This window comes from Mycolicibacterium sp. 624, assembly GCF_040548615.1.
In the GTDB taxonomy this organism is placed as follows: Bacteria; Actinomycetota; Actinomycetes; order Mycobacteriales; family Mycobacteriaceae; genus Mycobacterium.
This window is the reverse complement of record NZ_JBEPRZ010000005.1, coordinates 52,327-73,334: the sequence shown is the minus strand read 5'-3', so window position 1 is coordinate 73,334 and position 21,008 is coordinate 52,327. Positions and strand designations below refer to the sequence as shown.

Here is a 21,008-nt window from a genome sequence, read left to right as displayed (position 1 = left end):
GGCAGGCCCCTCCGGGTGCTCGTGTCGAACTGTACGCGCATCCGTGCCGTCACCCCAAGGGTTGGTTCTCCGCAGGTCAGGGCACTTCGGAAAATGTCGTCTTCAGTTCGCCCACGATGTCATCCCACAACGGCTCGGGCAGGTCGTGTCCCATCCCGTCGAAAAGCACCAGTCGCGAGCGACGAATCGCCTTGGCGATCGCGCGGCCACCCGACGGGCGCATCAGCTTGTCTGCGCGGCCATGGATGACGACCGTGGGCGCTGTGATCTGCCTGTCATAGCCCACCAGGCTGCCGCTACCGAGGATGGCGCTGAAGTGGCGCGCCACCCCCGCGGGGTAATAGGACCGCTCGTAGCTCTCGATGGCATCGGCCATCATCTGGTCCTCGGGCACGGGGTAGCCAGGGCTCCCGATGATCCTGCCGACCGTGAGAGCGTTGGCCAGCACTGCCTCACGCGAGGTGTCCGCTGGCCGGGTCGTGATGGCACGCAGCTGCCGGGGACCGGGCGGGGGGAGAAGCGGTTGGTTGTTACTCGAGAAGATCACCGCCAGCGTCTTGGTGCGGTGCTGGTATCGGGCGGCGAAGACCTGGGCGATCATCCCTCCCATCGACCCGCCGACGATGTGCGCCTTCTCGATGCGCAGGTGATCGAGCACGGCGGCGGCGTCGTCGGCCATGTGCTCCAGCGTGTACACCGCGTCGCTGCGACGCCCCAGGTAGGAGCGCACCATGCGCGGTAGCAGTTTCGCGCCGGTGTGAGTGCCCTCGACCTTGCTCGACAGGCCGACGTCGCGGTTGTCGAAGCGGATGACGCGCAGTCCCTGGTTGGTGAGGCGCTCGCAGAAACCCGTGCGCCACAGCAACAACTGCGCGCCCAGGCCCATGATCAGCAGGACGGCGGGGTCGTTCTCGTCACCCATGTCCTCGTAGTGAATCTCCAGATCACCCGACCGTGCGGTGCCCGTGCGGATGTCCACCACTCAGCCCTCTGGCTCGTCGGACTTGTGTTCACGGGAGACCTCCACCATGAAGTTGGCGAAGTACCCGGTGAGCTGCGGGTCGCTCATCATCTGCCACTTGGGGGCGAGCAGCTTCATGTACCGCTCGACGTAGAGGAACTGCTTGCCGATGAGCACCAGCTCGCGCGGCAGCTTTACGTCGTATGCGTCGGCCAGCGCTGAGAGCTGCTTGCCGATCTCGGCATAGCTCAGATCGCCAAGCGATTTCGTGGTCAATGGGGTGGCGAACGCGGCAAGGTCCTTGGCGGCCTCACCCTCTGGCCTGACCGTGCCCACGGCGCCCATCAGGACGACGATCTTGCCCGCCGCCGCGTGGTCCTTCTTGACCAGAAGCGCGTACACCAGCTCACGCAACAACCAGCGGGTGCGCGGGTCGACGCGGCCCATGATGCCGAAGTCGAAGAAGACGATCTTGCCGTCGTCGTCGACATAGAGGTTGCCCGCGTGCAGGTCGCCGTGGAACAGGCCGTGACGAAGTCCACCCTCAAACACACTGAACAGCAACGCCTTCACCAGATCGGTGCCGTCGAACCCCTTCTTGCGGATGTTGGCGACGTCGTCGATTCGGGTGCCCTGGATGCGCTCCATGGTGAGCACGCGTGTGCTCGTCAGGTCCCAATACACCTGTGCCACACGGATGTTCTCGCCCAGCGGGGAGGCGTGCATATGCGAGACCCACGCGTCCATCGACTGAGCCTCGAGCCGGAAGTCGAGTTCCTCGGCGAGATTGTCGGCGAAGTCGGCCACCACGTCCTGCGCGGACAGCCTCCTGCCCAGCTTGGCCAGCTCGACGAGCTGCGCGCCGCGCTTGAGGATCTGCAGGTCCGCGGCCACCCGGCGGCGGATGCCGGGCCGCTGGATCTTGACCACCACCTCCTCGCCGGAGTGCAGCGTCGCGTAGTGCACCTGGGCGATCGAGGCCGAGGCGAACGGCTGCTCGTCGAACGACTTGAAGAGGTTGGCCGGGTCGTCGCCGAGTTCCTCCTTGAACAGCTTGTGCACTTCGGCGGTGTCGGCGGGCGGCACGCGGTCGAGCAGGCTGCGGAACTCCCGGCTCAGCGGCTCGCCGAACGCACCCGGACTCGACGCGATGATCTGACCCAACTTCACGTAGGTGGGGCCGAGATCGGAGAAGGTCTTGGGGATCTGTCTGGTGATCTTGTGCTGTAGGGAACCGCGGCCCATCAGGTTGCCGATGACTCGCGCGCCGGTCCGGGTGATCTGCCACCCGGTCGCGCCGATGCGGGCGGCCTCGACCGGCAACGGCACCCGATCCAGTTGGGCTACCTCGCGGTGCTTGGTGGTGCTCATGGACCCAGTGTCTCAAAAGGTCGCGGTGAGGCGAACAGATGTGTGGATTGGGTCATAGCGCTCGTGTGTCGCGGGCATCGCTCAGACCGGGAGTCATGCGAAGGAATGCTCCACCTCATCGCGGCTGAGTTCGGGATCGCTGCCCGGAACGTATGCCGGTTCGGTGTGCGAGACGGTGGTGCCGCCGGCCACCCGCGCCCGGGCCTGTCTGAACTCCAAGGTGTCTCCCGCGGCGATGTGCAAGCCGTTGATGATCGACCAGACCACGGCGCGCCGGGCCCTGCGCTCGATGGGGTTGGGGTCGTTGTGTCCGATCAGCTGTTTGGCCCACTTCGGCATGGTGTCCCGTATCGCCCAGTCCACCGCGCTCTGGGGCATCGACAGGTTGGACCCGGTGGCCATGGCCGCGCCGTGGGTCAGCGCCAGCTTGGGTAGGTAGGAGTGCAGACAGTCCAGCGTCTCGGCCTTGGTGCTGGGCAGATCGGTGCCGCCCAGCGCGTGCCCGACCCGGACGAACTCGCCGTAATACTGGTCGAGTTTCTTGCCGCGCAACGGGTTTGGGTGATAGATCTCATGGGCGGTGGCCAGCCCCCACACCACCGTGGCGTAGTTCCAGCGCAGCCACGCGGGATCGTCGGCGTCATACGCCGCACCGTCGGGGCGGGTCCCCTTGATGGTGTGGTGCATGGCGCGCACGGTCTTCGACACGCGCTCGGCGGTCTCGGTGCTGCCGTAGGCGGTGCCGATGAAGAACGCGATGGAGTGCCCGAGTCGCACCGCGGCGCCCTCGGGATCGATGGCGGGGATCGCGGTGCCGTCCTCATCGCGCTTGACCAGCCGGGAGTGGTGCATGCCCATCCAGTAGATGGACGGATCGAGACGCTCGATGTAGGCCGCGCACTGCAGGCCGAAGATCAGAGCCTCGGTGTGGGAGTGGACGTGCCAGACAGCGCTGCCCGGTCCGAACCAGCCCGGGTCGCCCGCCGGGCCGGCGAACTCCATGCCGCGGAAGTAGTGCTGGCGGACATTGCGGTCGAAGTGGCTCTGGAGGGACTGCTCGACCAACTGGTGTGGCATCAACACGGCGGCCTCCCGAGAAACTGGCTACGTACGTTGTCAGTTTATCAACTTCTCCGCTGAGATCGACGAAATGGCGGCCCTCGATACCCCGAGAGCAGCCATTTCGTCGGTCTCGGCGTGATGCGGAGCCGGCCAGCGTCCCGCTGCGTCCAAGATGTATGCCGATTCCATTTGTCGGGGGCGACGCAGTGGCGGCGGGCCATCTCACCCGGGCCCAGCTCCGTCACCGGTTTCGACCGATCTTCCACGGCATCTACGTCCCGAGGCTTCACCAGCCGACCCTGCGCGAACGGATCGACGGCGCGGTCCTGGCTGCACCATCCGCGGTGATCAGCGGGGTCGCTGCGTCAGCGCTGCACGGTGCGCGATGGGTGGACGACGACGTGCCCGTCGAATTGGTTGGGGCCTGCCGGCGTCAGCGCGGTCTCGTCGTCCGCGACGAAACCCTGGCGGCGGGCGAGGTCGTGGAGGTGGACGGCATCCGGGTGACGACGCCGGCCCGCACGGCATTCGACCTCGCGCGGCATCTGGCGAGGGGGTCCGCCGTCGCGCGTATCGACGCATTGCTGAACGCCCGGCCGTTCGCGGTCGGGGACGTCGAGTTGCTCGCGAAGGTGCACAGGGGCGTGCGCGGCCTGACGCGACTCAGGGCCGCGCTGCCAGTCGTCGACGGCGGCGCTGAATCTCCGAAGGAGACATGGCTGCATCTGCTGTTCGTCGACGCCGGACTGCCGAAGCCCACCACGCAAGTCGTCATCCGTACCGAATCGGGGAGATACATCCGTCGCATTGACATGTGCTGGGAGCAGTTCAAGGTCGGCGCCGAGTACGACGGTCAACAGCACCTGACCGAGCGGTCGCAGTACACCAAGGACGTGTGGGCCAATCGCGAACTGCAGCGGTTGAACTGGCACGTCATTCACGTCATCAAGGAGGACCGCGGCGCCGATATCGTCGCGCACGCCCGGGACACGCTGCTGTCCCGCGGCTGGTCGGGCCTCCCGGCGTAGGGGCCCCGCGCGAGATCGACGAAATGGCGGCCCTCGATACCCCGAGAGCAGCCATTTCGTCGGTCTCGAGGGTCAGACCGGCGTCTTGCCCCACGGTGTGAGCCACGGCGTGGCCTCCCAGTCCTCGAGGCCGGCCAGCAGTTCGTAGAGCGTGGCGCCGTCGATGGTCTCGCGCACGATGTCACCCTGCCCCGCGTGCCGGGCCAGCTCCTCGATCATGTGAAAGATCACCCAGCGCACCGACCACGCGGGCACGTCCTTGGGAAACCACGGCACATGCTGTGGAATCGGCACCGCCGCACTGAGATCCGCGGTCTCGATGAGCCGCAGCGTCTCAGCGTTCTGCTCGTCGAACCGGGCCAGAACCTCCGCCAGCGTCTCGTCCTCGCGCATGACGAAGTCGTCCTGGTAGTCGCCTGCCTGCTCCTCCATCGGCCGCTTGTCGGCCTCGGTCAGATCCGGGGCGGCTGCCACGCGATCCATCCAGGACTTCTGGCAGGTGGTGACGTGCTTGATCAGGCCGCCGATCGACAGTGCGCTGACCGACGGGGCGGACCGGGCCTGGTCGTCGGTGAGACCGAACGCGATCGCGTGGAAGGCGTACTGCTGCGCGGCGACGTACTCCTTGAGGCCCTCGCGCTCGTCGGCGATGGGTGGGGGCATAGCGGCCATTCTCAGTGCTCCTTCTGGGGGTGGGTGTGTGCGTAAAGGTCACGGATGCAGGCGATCTCGGCGCCGTGGTGAATCGCCTCGCGGTTGATGTGCAGGACCAGCGTGATCATCGGTTCGTCGGCGTATGGGCCCTCGGCGGGGCCACACGGCTTGGCCAGGTCGGCCTCGTCGAGGCCGCGTACCCCGGTGATCCAGCCGGCGTAGGCGTCGTCGAGCTGTCGGAGTGCTGTGTCGGCGTCGGTTGCGTAGTCCCACGTCTGGTAGTCCGCGGGCGGGCCGCCGAAGTGCGAGTGGGTGCGCGCGGCGAACACGCCGATGATGATGTGAGCCATCCGCCACGCGATGGTGGTGAACGGTTCGGGCTGCGGCGGCGGGTAGGCGAAGTCGATCCCGCCGTCGGGGTGGACCGTCCAGCAGTCGGGCACCGGCGCGAAGAAGTACTCGTCGTCGGTGAGCCCCTCCAGGCGCGGACGCAGCGCTCCCTGCCAGTGGAAGTCCAGCTGCTCCGCCAGCTCGTCGGTCAGGTTCTTGGTCATGCACTCACCCTCGCACGCATATAGGACAGTTTCTGTCCTAAGACTGCGGCAGACTGTGGACATGTCCGAGACGACCAGCCGGGTGCTCCAACTGCTGGGCCTGCTGCAGTCCCGCCGGGTGTGGAGCGGTGAGGAGCTGGCCGAGCGTCTTGGCGTGACGGGCCGCAGCGTGCGGCGCGACGTCGATCGGCTCCGCGACCTGGGGTACCCGGTGCACGCGAGCAAGGGCCACGGCGGCGGCTACCAACTTGGCGCGGGCGCCGCCCTGCCGCCGCTGCTGCTCGATCCCGAGGAGGCCGTAGCCATGGCGGTGTGCCTGCGCGTCGCGGCCGGCGGCAGTGTCGCCGGGGTCGGCGAGTCCGCGCTGCGGGCGCTGTCCAAGCTCGACCAGGTCATGCCAGCCCGGCTGCGCTCGCAGGTCTCCGCGGTGCACGACGCCACCGTGACCCTGACCTTCGGCCATCCCGACACTCCGGTGGAACCCGACGTGCTGATGACGCTGGCCCGGGCATGCCGCGACCACGAACACGTCACGGCCGGCTACGTCGACATCCGGGGTAACGCCACTGCGCGGCGACTGGAGCCCTACCAACTCGTCACGACGGGACGACGCTGGTACCTGCTGACCTACGACCGCGACCGACAGGACTGGCGCAGCCTGCGGCTGGACCGGATGTCCGACGTCCGGGCGCTCGGCAGCACCTTCACCCCGCGGGACGCCCCCGATGCCGCCAGCTACGTGCGACGCGCCATCAGTTCCTCGCCCTACCGCTATGTGGCCCGGGTCCGATACCAGGCGGCGCAGGAGGTCCTGGCCGCGCGCTTTCCCGCGGCGTCAGTCCAGGTCGAGCCCGACGGTCCGGACGCATGCATCGTCACCACGGGTGCCGACGACCCCGAACGGATGGTGCCGTGGCTGGCGATGCCGGGCGTGGAATTCGAGGTGCTCGAACCGCCTGAGGTGGTCGAGGCCGTGGCATCGGTGGCCGAACGCCTGCGCCGGGCGGCCGCGCCGCGCTGACGGCGTCAGCCCTGGCGGGACTGTCGGCGGGCCGTGGCGGCGTTGTGCAGGCGCAGACGCAGCAGCAGCAGGCCGCGGTGGGCCTCGAAGCCCAGCGACAGCGGATCACGTCGCGGTCGCGACGGTTCGGGTGCGGTGCCGTGTTCATTCACAATGACTCCACTGTCCCAGATTTCGACGAAGCTGGCACGCCGGGACGGGGACACGTCGTGCGTCGGTGAAATGAATTGCTGCCCAACAGCACTGTTCACGGCGATTTGGGTCCCCGACCCATTCGGTTCCCGAAAACTCGCGGCGGACCGTGATGGCGAACGTACAGTGCGGTGATGGCCGTCGAGGAGGTCCCGCAGGTCTCAGCGGAGTCAACCGATCTCTTCGTCGGAGCCGAGGATGCGCTGCGTCAAGTGGTCCGTGTGCAGCTGTCCGCAGTGGCGCAGCCGGTGTCGATTCGGGTTGAGGGCGACGGTCTGACCTGCGACGCAGCCATTCTGGCCGCCCCCGGCGTCGGTACTGGATTGGCCGCCCCCGGCGTCGTCGAGATTCCCGTCGCGGTGACCGCCCCCGTGCCCGGGCGCCGACGGGAGGCCCGGGTGCTGGCGGCAGGCACCGTGACACCGTTCACGTTCGTCGACGCCGAGCCGGGCTGGACGATGCACATGATCAGCCACTTCCACTACGACCCGGTGTGGTGGAACACGCAGGCGGCCTACACCAGTCTGTGGACCGAGGACCCACCCGGCCGGTGCAGGCAGACCAACGGTTTCGACCTGGTGGCCGCCCACCTCGAAATGGCCCGTCGCGAACCGGAGTACAAGTTCGTGCTCGCCGAGGTGGACTACCTCAAGCCGTACTGGGATGCCCGTCCCGAGGACCGCGCCGAACTGAAGCGGCTGATCGCCCAGGGCCGCGTGGAGGTGATGGGCGGTACGTACAACGAGCCCAACACCAACCTCACCAGCCCCGAGACCGCGATCCGGAACATCGTGGCTGGCATCGGATTCCAGCGTGACGTGATGGGAGCCGATCCAGCCACCGCGTGGCAGCTCGACGTGTTCGGCCACGATCCGCAGTTTCCCGGGATGGCCGCCGACGCCGGTCTGACGTCCAGCTCGTGGGCGCGCGGCCCGCACCACCAGTGGGGGCCGATGGCCGGTGACGGTGACCCCGAGCGCATGCAGTTCGCCAGCGAGTTCGAGTGGACCGCGCCGTCGGGCCGCGGCCTGCTGACGCACTACATGCCCGCGCACTACGCCGGCGGATGGTGGATGGACTCGGCGGCCTCGCTGGCCGAGGCCCAGACCGCCACCTACGACCTGTTCGCGGGTTTGAAGAAGGTGGCGCTTACCCGGAACGTGCTGCTGCCCGTCGGCACCGACTACACGCCACCGAACAAGTGGGTCACCGAGATTCATCGCGACTGGAATGCGCGTTACACGTGGCCCAGGTTCGTGTGCGCCCTACCCCGCGAGTTCTTCGCCGCCGTGCGTTCCGAACTGGCGCAACGAGGTTCGGCACCGGCTCCGCAGACCCGTGACATGAACCCGATCTACACCGGCAAGGACGTGTCATACATCGACACCAAGCAGGCCAATCGCGCCGCCGAGCACGCAGTGCTCGAGGCCGAGCGCTTCGCGGTGTTCGCCGGACTGCTCGCCGGGACGAAGTATCCGCACTCCGCGCTCGCCAAGGCGTGGGTGCAACTGGCATACGGCGCCCACCACGACGCCATCACAGGCTCGGAGTCAGACCAGGTCTACCTCGACTTGCTGACGGGCTGGCGCGATGCCTGGGAACTGGGCCGCACCGCCCGGGACAACGCGCTCAAGCTGCTGTCCAGCGCCGTCGACGGTGACATCGTGGTGTGGAATCCGTTGGCCCACAGCAGGACCGACCTCGTTACCGTGCGACTCGACGAACCGCTGACCGGTGCGGTGTATGACTCAGACGGTGCGCAGGTTCCGACACTGGTCGAACACGGTGGCCGCTCGGTCAGTTGGATCGCCGCCGACGTGCCGTCCCTGGGGTGGCGCGCCTACCGGCTGCGTGACGGATCGTCGTCGACCTGGGAGCCGGTCGACGGTGACGAGATCGACAACGAGTACTACCGGCTGCGCGTGGACGCCGCCCGTGGCGGCGGGGTGTCATCGCTGACCGCGACGGGCCGCGAGCTGATCGCCGACGGACGCGTCGGCAACGAGTTGGCCGTCTACGACGAGTATCCGGCGCATCCGGAGGCGGGTGAGGGCCCGTGGCACCTGCTTCCCAAGGGGCCGGTGGTGTCCTCGTCGTCCTATCCCGCGCAGGTGCAGGCCCAGCGATGCGCGCTGGGGGAGCGGTTGATCGTGCATGGCGCCATCGACGGATTGCTGCGCTACACACAGACATTGACGCTCCTGCGCGGGGTGGACCGGGTGGACTGCCGAACCACCATCGACGAGTTCACCGGTGAGGACCGGCTACTGCGGCTGCGGTGGCCGTGCCCGGTGCCAGGGGCGATGCCGGTCAGCGAGGTCGGAGACGCCGTGATCGGGCGCGGATTCGGCCTGATGCACGATCACGATCACGCCGTCGACAGCGCGACCCACCCGTACACGTTGGACAACCCCGCCTACGGCTGGTTCGGGTTGTCCTCAGCCGTACGGATCCGCGTCGGTGACGACGTTCGCGCGGTGGCCGTCGCCGAGGTGGTGGCCCCCGACGGGCAGGAGGCCGCCGCACCGATCCGAGACCTCGTCGTCGCTCTGGTCCGTGCCGGCGTCACCGCCACCTGCAGTAGCGCGGACAAGCCGCGCTACGGCGATCTGTCGGTCGACTCGAACCTGCCCGATGCCCGCATCGCGGTCGGTGGTCCCGACGTCAACGCATTCACCGCCGCGGTCCTCGCCGGTGCCGGTCCGGCCTACACGCAAGAGCTGCGCCGCCAACTCGACACCGACGGCGTAGCGCGCGTGTGGGTTCCGGCCGCCGCCGATCTCGCCGAGCGCTGGGTGCCCGGAGCCGACCTTCGTGACGCGGACGATTTGCCTGTTTTGGTGCTCGCCTCGGCCGGCGATCTCTCCGACGTTCTCCTGCCGGTCGTCGACGACCTGGCCGACGCCGAGATCACCGTCGAGCAGACGGCACCGCATGGCGTTGGCGCCTTCGACGCGCGCACCGTCGCCGTCCTCAACCGCGGCGTACCGGGCTTCGCCGTCGACTCCGACGGCACCCTGCACACCTCGCTCATGCGGTCCTGCACGGGCTGGCCGTCGGGCACCTGGATCGACCCGCCGCGACGCACCGCACCGGACGGATCGAACTTCCAACTGCAGCACTGGACCCACGCATTCGACCACGCGGTGGTGGCCGCCGCGGGGGACTGGCGCGACGCCGGCCTGCCCGCCCGCAGCGCCGAGTACTCCCAACCCCTTCTGGGTGTGGCCTCCCGCCACGTCGTGAACTCCGGCGGCCTGCCCACGTCGGGTTCGCTGCTCGAGATCGAACCCGCGGGTCAGGTGGCCCTCGGCGCGCTGAAGTCAACGGGTAACCCGATCGCCCACGGCAGCACCGCCGCGGCCGAGCCCGCCGACGGCATCACGCTGCGCCTGGTGGAGACCCACGGGCGCGCCACCGAGGTGGCGCTGCGCTCCGGGCTGCGGTCCGTGACGACATCGCATCGTCTCGATCTGCTGGAGCAGCCGCTGGCCGACGCCGATCCGCGGCCCGCGCTGCACGGATACGAGATCGCCACGCTGCACGCGCAGCTCAACCTGTCCCGCGTGATCACCGGCAGCCCCGATGCCATCGCGCCGGAAGCCGAAGTGGCACAACCGCTCTACGCGCGGTACTGGCTGCACAACCGTGGACCCGCGCCACTGGGTGGGCTGCCCGCCGTCGCCCACCTGCACCCGCATCTGGTGACGGCGGCGCCGGGGGAGTCGATCGAGCTGCGGCTCACCGCCGCCAGCGACTGCACCGACGCATCCCTGCACGGCACGGTGCGGCTCGTCTGCCCGCCGGGATGGACGAGTGATCCCGACGAGTTGCCGTTTCTGCTGCCGCCCGGCGACTACCTGGAGACCGCGCTGACGCTGACCATGCCGCCGGGAACGGAGCCGGGCCGCTATCCCGTGCGCGCCGAGCTCGCCGTCACCGGCAACGGCCGCATGCCCACCTCATGGCGGCAGGTGGTCGAGGACGTGTGCACCGTCGTCGTCGGTGACACAGGAGACGAGATGCTGCGGCTGGTCACCGAACCGGCGGCGGTCGAGATGGCGGCGGGGGAGACCGCGACCATCGGGATCACGGTCGGCACCGATGCGCGGGCCGCACTGTCTCTCGAGGCACACCTGATCAGCCCGTGGGGTACATGGGACTGGCTGGGGCCCGCCGTCGTTGCCGCGGAACTGCCGCCGAGTGGCACCGCCGAGCTCATCTTCGAGGCGGCGCCGCCGGCCTGGATTGAGCCCGGCCAGTGGTGGGCGCTGATCCGGGTGGCCTCCGCGGGGCACCTTCTCTACTCGCCCGCAGTGAAGGTGACGGTCCGGTGAGGGCTCATACAAGCGGTGCTGAGGTGGTCGCGAGCGTCAGCGGTTGTCCTGTGTCCGTGGCCGAGATCGATGACCGCGAGGACCGGTTACGCCGCTCGCCTCTGGCCGCCGCGCTGCCCAGGCCGGGCACCAGCGAGGGCCGTCAGCTTCGCCGTTGGCTGGTCCAGCTGCTCGTCACCGAACGCGTCATCGCGATTGAGGCAGCCGCTGTCGGCGTCGACCCCGACAGCGCTCCCACGGAGGACGACCTGCTGCCGGACACCACCGCGCGACTGGAGATAGGCAGCATCGCCGCGTCGGCGCTGCAGGACCCATTGGCCCGCGCGGTGTTCGTCAGCGTCACCGCCGACATCGTCGTCGAGGACCGTGACGTCTCGGCGTACCACGCACGAAACCCCCTGCGGTTCGCCGCGCCAGAGCCGACCGCGGGAGGCTGGCACCGGCCTGCCGCGACGTTGTCGCTCGAGGATGCCCGGCCCGCCGTCGCGGCACACCTGCTGGCCTGGGCGCGCCGCCGCATGTTCCGGATCTGGCTGGACGCCCGGCGTGCCGCGCTGGTGGAACTGGCGCCCGGGTACGAGCATCCTGGCGACCCCAGCCAACCCGACAACACCCATAGGCACTGATGACCGGATACACCCTCGCGCTCGACGTCGGCGGCACCAAGATCGCCGTGGGCCTGGTCGATGCCGACGGCACGCTGGTGCACCGCGCACAACAGCCGACCCCCGCTGCCGACGCAGAGGCGGTGTGGGCCGTCGCCGCAGAACTCATCGCCGAGGAGCTGCGCGAGGCCGGCGGTCCGGTGGTGGCCGTCGGCATTGCGTCGGCAGGCCCGATCGATCTGCCGAGCGGCACGGTCAGCCCCATCAACATCACGGCGTGGCGGCGATTTCCGATCGTCGACCGGGTGTCGAAGCTGACCGATGCGCCGGTCCGACTCGGCGGCGACGGACTGTGCATGGCCCTTGGCGAGCGTTGGCGTGGCGCAGGCCGGGGCGCGGAGTTCCTGCTGGGCATGGTGGTGTCGACCGGTGTCGGCGGTGGTCTGGTGCTCGATGGCGCACCGTATGACGGACGCACCGGCAACGCCGGACACGTCGGGCATGTCGTCGTCGACCTCGATGGTGCGGCGTGTACGTGCGGAGGCCATGGATGTGTCGAGACCGTCGCGTCAGGGCCGCACCTGGCGGCGTGGGCGCGCGATAACGGCTGGGACGCGGGACCGGAGGCCGACGCGAGGGAACTCGCCGAAGCCGCCGGGCGGGGTGATCCGGTGGCGTTGCGCGCGTTCCGTCGCGGGGCGACCGCCGTGGCCGCGACCATCGCCTCGGTGGCGGCGGTGTGCGATCTGGACCTGGTGGTCATCGGCGGCGGCGTGGCCAAGTCGGGTGCGCTGCTCTTCGACCCCCTGCGTGAGGCCCTGGCCTCGTTCGCCGGCCTGGACTTCATCCGCGACATCCGCGTCCTGCCCGCTGAACTCGGCGGCGACGCCGGCCTGGTCGGAGCCGCCGCCCTGGCGACTTCGGCGCGCTAACGATCGCTGGGCGAGCGTTTCCGCGCCGAAGTAGCCGCAGCCCTGCGCTCCATATGGGTGCGGCCCCAGTCGCACAGACTCGCCAGCACCGGCCCGAGCGTCATGCCGTACTCCGAGATCGAGTAGTGCACGCACGGCGGTACGGTCCGCGCATCGTGACGGTCGAGGATCCCGTCGTCGACCATCTCGCGTAGGTGGCGGATCAGCATGCGCTCGGTGATGTCGGGGATGCTGCGACGGAGTTCGGCAGTGCGCATCGGGCCGTCGAGCAGCCGCCACATGATGGTGCCCTTCCATCGGCCATCGATCACCGACAGCGCCGAGTCGATCGGGCAGTCGCTCACACCCTTCTTTGACACTGCCATCGCCACCTCCGAGTGCTGCCAAATTTGTCAGTACCTTGTTTTCTGTCAGCATAGCCGCCAGGGTTGACGACATGGAGCGGATTGTCTGGATCGTGGCCCTTGTCGTCACGGGGCCATTGGTCGGTATCGAGTTGGGCGTCGCGGCCGTCGTCGGACCACTGGCCGCCAAGCTGCCCGATAGCGGTTTCCGCGTGATCCGCAGCGGTGGGAGTCGGTGGCTCGGTGCGCTGATGCCGTTCTGGTACTTCGGCGCGATGGCGCTTCTGGTCGCCGTGGCCGTCGTCCACACCAGCGGACCGGCGGTCGCGGCGGCCGTCGTCATGGCGGCGGCGGTGCTGTTGACGGTGACGATTCTGGTGCCGATCAACAATCGCGTCGCTCGGTGGAGAACGGACGACGATGTCGACCGGGGCCTTACGGCGCGCTGGGACGCGTTCCACTGGTTGCGGGTGGCGATGCTCGCAACGGTGTTCGTGCTCCTCGCGATTTCGGCGCGCTAACGATCGCTCAGCGAGCGTTTCCGCGCCGAAATCGCATTCAGAAGGTGTGCGTTTTGGCTGATCGCGGGGCGGCACGCTATCCTTTCCGAGTTCCACCACAGACCGTTGGTCACCGAGCAATCGGTTGAAGGTCCGGGATTACCCGGCGGCCCACGCAGGAGGACGAGGTACGTAACGCGGATCAATCGTCCGCCTCTGTGCGCGCCCCGACCGTCTGCGTCGGGGCGTTCGTCATTTCCCGGCCCCTCGCGTCCGGCGGTTGGTGGTACGTCCAACCCAACACGAGGAGGCAAGCATGGCCAAGGCTGAAAAGGCCACCGCGGTCGCCGACATCGCCGAGAAGTTCAAGGAGTCGACGGCCACCGTCGTCACCGAGTACCGCGGCTTGACGGTTGCCAACCTTGCCGAGCTGCGCAGGTCGCTGGGTAACGCCGCGACCTACACCGTCGCCAAGAACACCTTGGTGAAGCTTGCAGCGAGTGAGGCCGGTGTCGAAGGCCTCGACGAGCTGTTCGCAGGACCGACCGCGATCGCGTTCATCAATGGTGAGCCGGTCGACGCCGCCAAGGCGATCAAGAAGTTCGCCAAGGACAACAAGGCGCTGGTCATCAAGGGCGGCTACATGGACGGTCGCGCACTGACCGTCGCTGAAGTCGAGCGCATCGCCGACCTGGAGTCGCGCGAGGTGCTGCTGTCCAAGCTGGCTGGTGCAATGAAGGCCAAGCAGTCCCAGGCGGCTGCACTGTTCGTCGCTCCGGCTTCGCAGGTCGCTCGACTTGCCGCAGCTCTGCAAGAGAAGAAGGCCGGCGAAGAATCCGCCGCCTGATCCACCCATCACCAAGTTCGTACCAAGAAATTAAGTAAGGAAGGACCATTCACATGGCCAAGCTCAGCACCGACGAATTGCTCGACGCGTTCAAGGAAATGACCCTGCTCGAGCTCTCTGAGTTCGTGAAGCAGTTCGAGGAGACCTTCGACGTCACCGCGGCCGCCCCCGTGGCCGTCGCCGCTGCCGGCCCCGCCGGTGCGCCCGCCGAGGCTGCCGACGAGCAGTCCGAGTTCGACGTCATCCTCGAGGGTGCCGGCGAGAAGAAGATCGGCGTCATCAAGGTCGTTCGCGAGATCGTTTCCGGCCTGGGCCTCAAGGAGGCCAAGGATCTGGTCGACAGCGCACCCAAGCCGCTGCTCGAGAAGGTCTCCAAGGACGCCGCCGAGGACGCCAAGGCCAAGCTCGAGGCCGCAGGCGCGACGGTCACCGTCAAGTAGTTCCGCGCTCGTCGGCGTTGCCGACAAACGCTCGTCGGCATGCCGACAAAAATTGCACTGTGGGGCTGATCCGGCAAACGGATCGGCCCCACAGTCGTCTCTGGGGGATGCCATGTGGCGTCTCTGGGGGAGGTCCTCCTGCTGCGTGGGCGGTTACTCCTTGCCGCGCGGGACCGTAAGCTACAGTGACTCAAGCCACAGGCGGGGCGCCCAGTGGTAGTGCGACATACTGGTGGAAGGATCTCGCGTGGGTATCGGCATTCAGGTTGAGGGACTGACCAAGTCCTTCGGGTCTCAGCGAATCTGGGAAGATGTCACTTTCGATATCCCGCCGGGTGAGGTCAGCGTTCTGCTTGGACCCTCCGGTACCGGTAAATCAGTGTTCCTGAAGTCGCTGATCGGCCTGCTACGCCCCGAGCGCGGCAAGATCATCGTCGATGGCACCAACATCATCGAGTGCTCGGCCAAGGAGCTCTACGAGATCCGGACCCTGTTCGGCGTGATGTTCCAGGACGGCGCGCTGTTCGGCTCGATGAGCCTGTACGACAACACCGCGTTCCCGCTTCGTGAGCACACGAAGAAGAAGGAATCCGAGATCCGCCAGATCGTCATGGAGAAGCTTGACCTGGTCGGTCTGACCGGTGACGAGACCAAGTTTCCCGGTGAGATCTCCGGCGGTATGCGCAAGCGCGCCGGGTTGGCCCGCTCGCTGGTTCTCGACCCTCAGATCATCCTGTGCGACGAGCCGGACTCCGGTCTGGATCCCGTTCGTACCGCCTACCTGTCGCAGCTGTTGATCGACATCAACGCCCAGATCGACTGCACGATCCTGATCGTGACGCACAACATCAACATCGCTCGCACCGTGCCCGACAACATGGGCATGCTCTTCCGCAAGCACCTGGTGATGTTCGGTCCGCGCGAGGTGCTGCTGACCAGCGACGAGCCCGTCGTCAAGCAGTTCCTCAACGGTCGCCGCCTCGGCCCCATCGGTATGTCCGAGGAGAAGGACGAGGGCACGATGGCCGAGGAGCAGGCGCTCGCCGATGCCGGTCACCACGACGGTGGCGTCGAGGAGATCGAGGGCGTGCCGCCGCAGATCCAGGCCACCCCGGGCATGCCCGAGCGCCAGGCCGTGCACCGTCGTCAGGCTCGCGTGCGCGAGATCATGCACACCCTGCCGCCCGCGGCACAGGAAGCCATCCGCGACGACCTCGAGGGCACCCACAAGTACGCCGCCCACGAGCCCGGTCACGGCGACATCATCGCCCGCCACCGCACCGAGGACGAGGCGCCGACGGCGTCCATCCCGGTCCAGAGCGAGGGCTGAGCACCTCCGATCCCGATCGGCGGACGGCCCTTGCGGCCGTCCGCGATCGGCTGAACCGTCCGGCCGTCGAGGTGGACGGCTACCTCGACGTCATGGGTCGGGCCAGCGTCCCGCAGACAACCGCCCAGCGTCTTATGGCATCGACCGCGCTGCCGCGGATCTATGAGCGAATCTGGCGACCCGTGGCCTTCTTCGGCTTCACGATGCGCAACACCGCCGATGAGGACCGCATCAAGCGACGCCTGCTCGCCGTCGACACCGGTGATGTGGTGCTCGATGTCGCGTGTGGGCCCGGCAACACCACCCGCACCCTGGTCGCAGAGGTCGGGCCCGACGGGCTCGCTGTGGGGGTGGACAGTTCGGCCACGATGCTCGCTCAGGCGGTGCGCGACAGCCCGGCAGACAGTCCTGTGGGGTACGTCCGCGCCGACGCGATCGACCTGCCCTTCGCCGACGCGACGTTCGACGCCGTCAGCTGCTACGGCGCGCTGTATCTGATGGATGACCCGGCTGCGGCGCTGGTGGAGATGATCAGGGTGCTCGCTCCCGGCGGGCGGATCGCCATCCTGACGACCTCCGCGAGGGGGCCCGCCGTCGTGCGGCGAATGAGTGTCGCCGCGTCGCGCTGGGCGCCGCTGCGACTGTTCGACGTCGATGAGATCACCGGTGTCATGCACGACGCGGGACTCGTCGATGTGACGCGCCGGATCAGCGCCGCCTCACAGACCGTCGCCGGCCGCCGGCCTCAGGTGACATAGCGACACATCTGAGTCGTTGAATTCGTGTGCGAAGCAATGGAATTCGACGAAATCCTCGGCTTGACCAGCGCTGTTGGCACGATGCCGGCCTGGCTCGCGCCCACGTGCCACCCGTGCCGGCCGCCCCGCCGCTCCCCGTCGACGCCGTCTTCAGCACGGCGTGCCGGGCGAGCCGCACGGAAACTCGGCGCGACACTCCACAGGAAACACGGCGCTATCTCTTGACGGACGGAAGCAAACGGGCCAATCTGTTGGGCAGCATGAATGCACGGTTTGAGGACGCCAGCCAGCGCCTAGTTCGCCGCTGCATGCGCTAGTTGAGGAATACGCCGTCCTGCGGTACTGTTGGACGTTGCGCTGGCTGCATCCTGCCCACCTCATCGCACTCGACACCGTGGTCCTAGCCTGAGCCCTGCTCAGTCAACTAGTGGTGTGCGGTGCGTCGGAGGCTCGGACTTGAGAATGCCAGCCGACACCGACGCAGATATCGCGATTACAAGGAACCGGCGCTCGCGCCCTCCGGATGGTCGCATGAGGTGCTGGAAGGATGCATCTTGGCAGTCTCTAGCCAGAGCAAGTCAGTCGAAACCACCAACAACTCCGTTCCTGGAGCACCCAACCGAGTCTCCTTCGCCAAGCTCCGTGAGCCCCTCGAGGTTCCGGGGCTTCTTGACGTGCAGACGGACTCGTTCGAGTGGCTGATCGGTTCGGACGGTTGGCGGGAGAAGGCCATCGCCCGTGGCGAGGTCAACCCCGTTGGTGGTCTCGAAGAGGTGCTCACCGAGCTTTCCCCGATCGAGGACTTCGCCGGCACACTGTCGCTGAGCTTCTCCGACCCGCGCTTCGACGAGGTCAAGGCCCCCGTCGACGACTGCAAGGAGAAGGACCAGACCTACGCGGCCCCGCTCTTCGTCACCGCTGAGTTCATCAACAACACCACTGGCGAGATCAAGAGCCAGACGGTGTTCATGGGTGACTTCCCGATGATGACCGAGAAGGGCACGTTCATCATCAACGGCACCGAGCGTGTCGTGGTGAGCCAGCTCGTCCGTTCGCCTGGCGTCTACTTCGACAAGTCGAAGGACAAGGCCACCGAGAACGACCTCACCAGCGTCAAGGTCATCCCCGGCCGCGGCGCATGGTTGGAGTTCGACGTCGATAAGCGCGCCACCGTGGGTGTGCGCATCGACCGCAAGCGTCGCCAGCCCGTCACCGTGCTGCTGAAGGCACTCGGCTGGACCAGCGAGCAGATCACCGAGCGCTTCGGCTTCTCCGAGATCATGATGTCCACCCTCGAGAAGGACAGCACCGCCGGTCCCGACGAGGCACTGCTCGACATCTACCGGAAGCTGCGCCCGGGCGAGCCGCCGACCAAGGAGTCCGCGCAGACCCTGCTGGAGAACCTGTTCTTCAAGGAGAAGCGCTACGACCTGGCCCGCGTGGGCCGCTACAAGGTGAACAAGAAGCTGGGCCTCAACCCCGGCGTTCCGATCACCAGCTCGACGCTGACGCCCGAGGACATCGCCACCACCATCGAGTACCTGGTGCGGCTGCACGACAACGAGACCACGATGACCGCCCCCGGCGGCATCGAGGTGCCCGTCGAGGTCGATGACATCGACCACTTCGGCAACCGTCGTCTGCGGACCGTGGGCGAGCTGATCCAGAACCAGATCCGGGTCGGCCTGTCCCGCATGGAGCGCGTCGTCCGCGAGCGGATGACCACTCAGGACGTCGAGGCGATCACCCCGCAGACCCTGATCAACATCCGTCCCGTCGTGGCGGCGATCAAGGAGTTCTTCGGAACCAGCCAGCTGTCGCAGTTCATGGATCAGAACAACCCGCTGTCGGGTCTGACGCACAAGCGTCGCCTGTCGGCGCTTGGCCCCGGTGGTCTGTCCCGTGAGCGTGCCGGCCTCGAGGTCCGCGACGTGCACCCCAGCCACTACGGCCGGATGTGCCCGATCGAGACCCCTGAGGGTCCGAACATCGGTCTGATCGGTTCGCTCTCGGTGTACGCACGGGTCAACCCGTTCGGCTTCATCGAGACGCCGTACCGCAAGGTCATCGACGGCAAGGTCACCGACGAGATCCAGCACCTCACCGCCGACGAGGAGGACCGCCACGTCGTGGCGCAGGCCAACTCGCCGATCGACGAGGAGGGTCGCTTCACTGAGGAGCGCATCCTGGTTCGTCGTAAGGGTGGCGAGGTCGAGAACGTCACGCCCGCCGACGTCGACTTCATGGACGTCTCGCCGCGCCAGATGGTGTCGGTGGCCACGGCCATGATTCCGTTCCTCGAGCACGACGACGCCAACCGTGCCCTCATGGGTGCCAACATGCAGCGCCAGGCGGTTCCGCTGGTTCGCAGCGAGGCCCCGCTGGTCGGCACCGGTATGGAACTGCGTGCCGCGATCGACGCCGGTGACGTCGTCGTGTCGGCCAAGCCCGGTGTCGTCGAGGAGGTCTCCGCCGACTACGTCACGGTGATGGCCGACGACGGCACCCGGCACACCTACCGGATGCGCAAGTTCGCCCGCTCCAACCACGGCACGTGCGCCAACCAGCGCCCGATCGTGGACGCCGGGCAGCGTGTGGAGTCCGGCCAGGTCATCGCCGACGGTCCGTGCACCGAGAACGGTGAGATGGCGCTCGGCAAGAACCTGCTGGTCGCGATCATGCCGTGGGAGGGTCACAACTACGAGGACGCCATCATCCTGAGCCAGCGGCTCGTGGAGGAGGACGTGCTCACGTCGATCCACATCGAAGAGCACGAGATCGATGCGCGTGACACCAAGCTGGGCGCCGAGGAGATCACCCGGGACATCCCGAACGTCTCCGACGAGGTGCTGGCAGATCTCGACGAGCGCGGCATCGTCCGCATCGGCGCCGAGGTCCGCGACGGCGACATCCTGGTCGGCAAGGTCACGCCCAAGGGCGAGACCGAGCTGACCCCGGAGGAGCGCCTGCTGCGTGCCATCTTCGGTGAGAAGGCCCGCGAGGTCCGCGACACGTCGCTCAAGGTGCCCCACGGTGAGTCCGGCAAGGTCATCGGCGTTCGGATGTTCTCTCGCGAGGACGATGACGAGCTGCCCGCCGGCGTCAACGAGCTGGTCCGCGTCTACGTGGCCCAGAAGCGCAAGATCTCCGACGGTGACAAGCTCGCCGGACGCCACGGCAACAAGGGCGTCATCGGCAAGATCCTGCCGATCGAGGACATGCCGTTCATGCCGGACGGCACGCCGGTCGACATCATCCTGAACACGCACGGTGTGCCGCGACGGATGAACATCGGCCAGATCCTCGAGACGCACCTGGGCTGGGTCGCCAAGGCCGGCTGGAACATCGACGTCGTCGGTGGCACGCCGGACTGGGCCTCCAACCTGCCCGAGAACCTGCTGGCGGCCGAGCCGAACAGCATCGTCTCCACGCCCGTCTTCGACGGTGCGCGTGAGAACGAGCTCACGGGTCTGCTCTCGTCGACGCTGCCCAACCGTGACGGCGACGTCATGGTCAACGGTGACGGCAAGTCGCAGTTGTTCGATGGCCGCAGTGGCGAGCCGTTCCCGTACCCGGTGACGGTTGGCTACATGTACATCCTGAAGCTGCACCACTTGGTGGACGACAAGATCCACGCGCGCTCCACCGGCCCGTACTCGATGATCACCCAGCAGCCGCTGGGCGGTAAGGCGCAGTTCGGTGGCCAGCGGTTCGGCGAGATGGAGTGCTGGGCCATGCAGGCCTACGGCGCCGCGTACACGCTGCAGGAGCTGTTGACCATCAAGTCCGATGACACCGTCGGCCGCGTGAAGGTCTACGAGGCGATCGTCAAGGGCGAGAACATCCCCGAGCCGGGTATTCCCGAGTCGTTCAAGGTGCTTCTCAAGGAACTGCAGTCGCTGTGCCTCAACGTCGAGGTGCTCTCCAGCGAGGGCACTGCGATCGAGATGCGCGATACGGACGATGAGGACCTGGAACGCGCTGCTGCGAACCTGGGAATCAACCTGTCCCGCAACGAGTCTCCGTCGGTCGAGGATCTCGCTTAGAGGCCTCCGTCCAGCACAGCCATTAG

At 67.4% G+C, this 21,008-nt stretch carries 18 protein-coding genes; 11 read left to right on the top strand and 7 right to left on the bottom strand.

Going from position 1 to position 21,008, the window contains the following annotated elements; translation table 11 throughout:
- Positions 1–76: 76 nt before the first annotated feature.
- The 3 genes from ABIA65_RS20000 to ABIA65_RS19990 all read right to left on the bottom strand — a co-directional run bounded on the left by ABIA65_RS20000 (position 77) and on the right by ABIA65_RS19990 (position 3,415).
- Entirely contained in the window at positions 77–979 is a 903-nt protein-coding gene (locus ABIA65_RS20000) for an alpha/beta fold hydrolase (protein ID WP_241400872.1), read from the bottom strand.
- 3 nt (positions 980–982) lie between these two features.
- The gene (locus ABIA65_RS19995; RefSeq protein WP_354524679.1) at positions 983–2,332 is read right to left on the bottom strand and encodes an ABC1 kinase family protein; all 1,350 of its coding nucleotides are present in this window, start codon (positions 2,330–2,332) and stop codon (positions 983–985) included.
- Positions 2,333–2,425: 93 nt separating this feature from the next.
- On the bottom strand, positions 2,426–3,415 hold the full coding sequence (locus ABIA65_RS19990) for an oxygenase MpaB family protein (RefSeq protein ID WP_354524678.1): 990 nt from the start codon (positions 3,413–3,415) through the stop codon (positions 2,426–2,428).
- Positions 3,416–3,570: 155 nt separating this feature from the next.
- Between ABIA65_RS19990 and ABIA65_RS19985 the strand changes: the two genes are divergently transcribed.
- Positions 3,571–4,422, top strand: a complete 852-nt coding sequence (locus tag ABIA65_RS19985; protein ID WP_354524677.1) for a type IV toxin-antitoxin system AbiEi family antitoxin — start codon at positions 3,571–3,573, stop codon at positions 4,420–4,422.
- Between the two features lie 72 nt (positions 4,423–4,494).
- On the opposite strand, the gene ABIA65_RS19980 is transcribed toward ABIA65_RS19985, so the two are convergent.
- On the bottom strand, positions 4,495–5,094 hold the full coding sequence (locus ABIA65_RS19980; protein ID WP_241400868.1) for a DinB family protein: 600 nt from the start codon (positions 5,092–5,094) through the stop codon (positions 4,495–4,497).
- A 2-nt stretch (positions 5,095–5,096) separates the two neighbouring features.
- Positions 5,097–5,630, bottom strand: coding sequence for a DinB family protein (locus ABIA65_RS19975; RefSeq protein ID WP_241400867.1), 534 nt, complete (start codon positions 5,628–5,630; stop codon positions 5,097–5,099).
- 61 nt (positions 5,631–5,691) lie between these two features.
- Between ABIA65_RS19975 and ABIA65_RS19970 the strand changes: the two genes are divergently transcribed.
- Complete coding sequence (locus tag ABIA65_RS19970) at positions 5,692–6,651, top strand: helix-turn-helix transcriptional regulator (RefSeq protein ID WP_354524676.1); 960 nt, start codon at positions 5,692–5,694, stop codon at positions 6,649–6,651.
- Between the two features lie 5 nt (positions 6,652–6,656).
- On the opposite strand, the gene ABIA65_RS19965 is transcribed toward ABIA65_RS19970, so the two are convergent.
- On the bottom strand, positions 6,657–6,803 hold the full coding sequence (locus ABIA65_RS19965; RefSeq protein WP_354524675.1) for a hypothetical protein: 147 nt from the start codon (positions 6,801–6,803) through the stop codon (positions 6,657–6,659).
- Positions 6,804–6,977: 174 nt separating this feature from the next.
- Here ABIA65_RS19965 and ABIA65_RS19960 point away from each other — a divergent pair, with 174 nt between their 5' ends.
- From ABIA65_RS19960 to ABIA65_RS19950, 3 genes are read left to right on the top strand one after another with little or no spacing between them, the layout of a single operon-like run.
- A complete protein-coding gene (locus ABIA65_RS19960; protein ID WP_354524674.1) occupies positions 6,978–11,180 on the top strand; it encodes a glycoside hydrolase family 38 N-terminal domain-containing protein in 4,203 nt (1,400 codons plus the stop codon).
- Positions 11,177–11,806, top strand: a complete 630-nt coding sequence (locus ABIA65_RS19955; RefSeq protein WP_354524673.1) for a DUF7158 domain-containing protein — start codon at positions 11,177–11,179, stop codon at positions 11,804–11,806. Before ABIA65_RS19960 ends, ABIA65_RS19955 begins: the two co-directional genes overlap by 4 nt.
- On the top strand, positions 11,806–12,717 hold the full coding sequence (locus tag ABIA65_RS19950; RefSeq protein ID WP_354524672.1) for an ROK family protein: 912 nt from the start codon (positions 11,806–11,808) through the stop codon (positions 12,715–12,717). Before ABIA65_RS19955 ends, ABIA65_RS19950 begins: the two co-directional genes overlap by 1 nt.
- Here ABIA65_RS19950 and ABIA65_RS19945 read toward each other — a convergent pair.
- Positions 12,714–13,082 carry a winged helix-turn-helix transcriptional regulator gene (locus ABIA65_RS19945; protein WP_241400861.1) on the bottom strand — a complete coding sequence of 123 codons (369 nt, stop codon included), beginning with the start codon at positions 13,080–13,082 and terminating at the stop codon, positions 12,714–12,716. The genes ABIA65_RS19950 and ABIA65_RS19945 overlap by 4 nt on opposite strands.
- 71 nt (positions 13,083–13,153) lie before the next feature.
- Between ABIA65_RS19945 and ABIA65_RS19940 the strand changes: the two genes are divergently transcribed.
- The 6 genes from ABIA65_RS19940 (at position 13,154) to rpoB (ending at position 20,982) form a co-directional block, all read left to right on the top strand.
- Positions 13,154–13,582, top strand: coding sequence for an anthrone oxygenase family protein (locus ABIA65_RS19940; protein ID WP_354524671.1), 429 nt, complete (start codon positions 13,154–13,156; stop codon positions 13,580–13,582).
- Between the two features lie 295 nt (positions 13,583–13,877).
- Positions 13,878–14,408 (top strand): 50S ribosomal protein L10, encoded by a 531-nt coding sequence (gene rplJ, locus ABIA65_RS19935; protein ID WP_241400859.1) that lies wholly within the window; start codon positions 13,878–13,880, stop codon positions 14,406–14,408.
- A gap of 53 nt (positions 14,409–14,461) precedes the next feature.
- On the top strand, positions 14,462–14,848 hold the full coding sequence (gene rplL / locus ABIA65_RS19930) for a 50S ribosomal protein L7/L12 (RefSeq protein WP_241400858.1): 387 nt from the start codon (positions 14,462–14,464) through the stop codon (positions 14,846–14,848).
- Positions 14,849–15,095: 247 nt separating this feature from the next.
- Complete coding sequence (locus ABIA65_RS19925) at positions 15,096–16,178, top strand: ABC transporter ATP-binding protein (RefSeq protein WP_241400857.1); 1,083 nt, start codon at positions 15,096–15,098, stop codon at positions 16,176–16,178.
- 92 nt (positions 16,179–16,270) lie between these two features.
- Positions 16,271–16,936: a methyltransferase domain-containing protein gene (locus ABIA65_RS19920; protein WP_241400856.1), complete on the top strand. Its 666-nt coding sequence runs from the start codon at positions 16,271–16,273 to the stop codon at positions 16,934–16,936.
- Between the two features lie 536 nt (positions 16,937–17,472).
- Complete coding sequence (gene rpoB / locus ABIA65_RS19915; protein ID WP_241400855.1) at positions 17,473–20,982, top strand: DNA-directed RNA polymerase subunit beta; 3,510 nt, start codon at positions 17,473–17,475, stop codon at positions 20,980–20,982.
- Positions 20,983–21,008 lie beyond the last annotated feature (26 nt).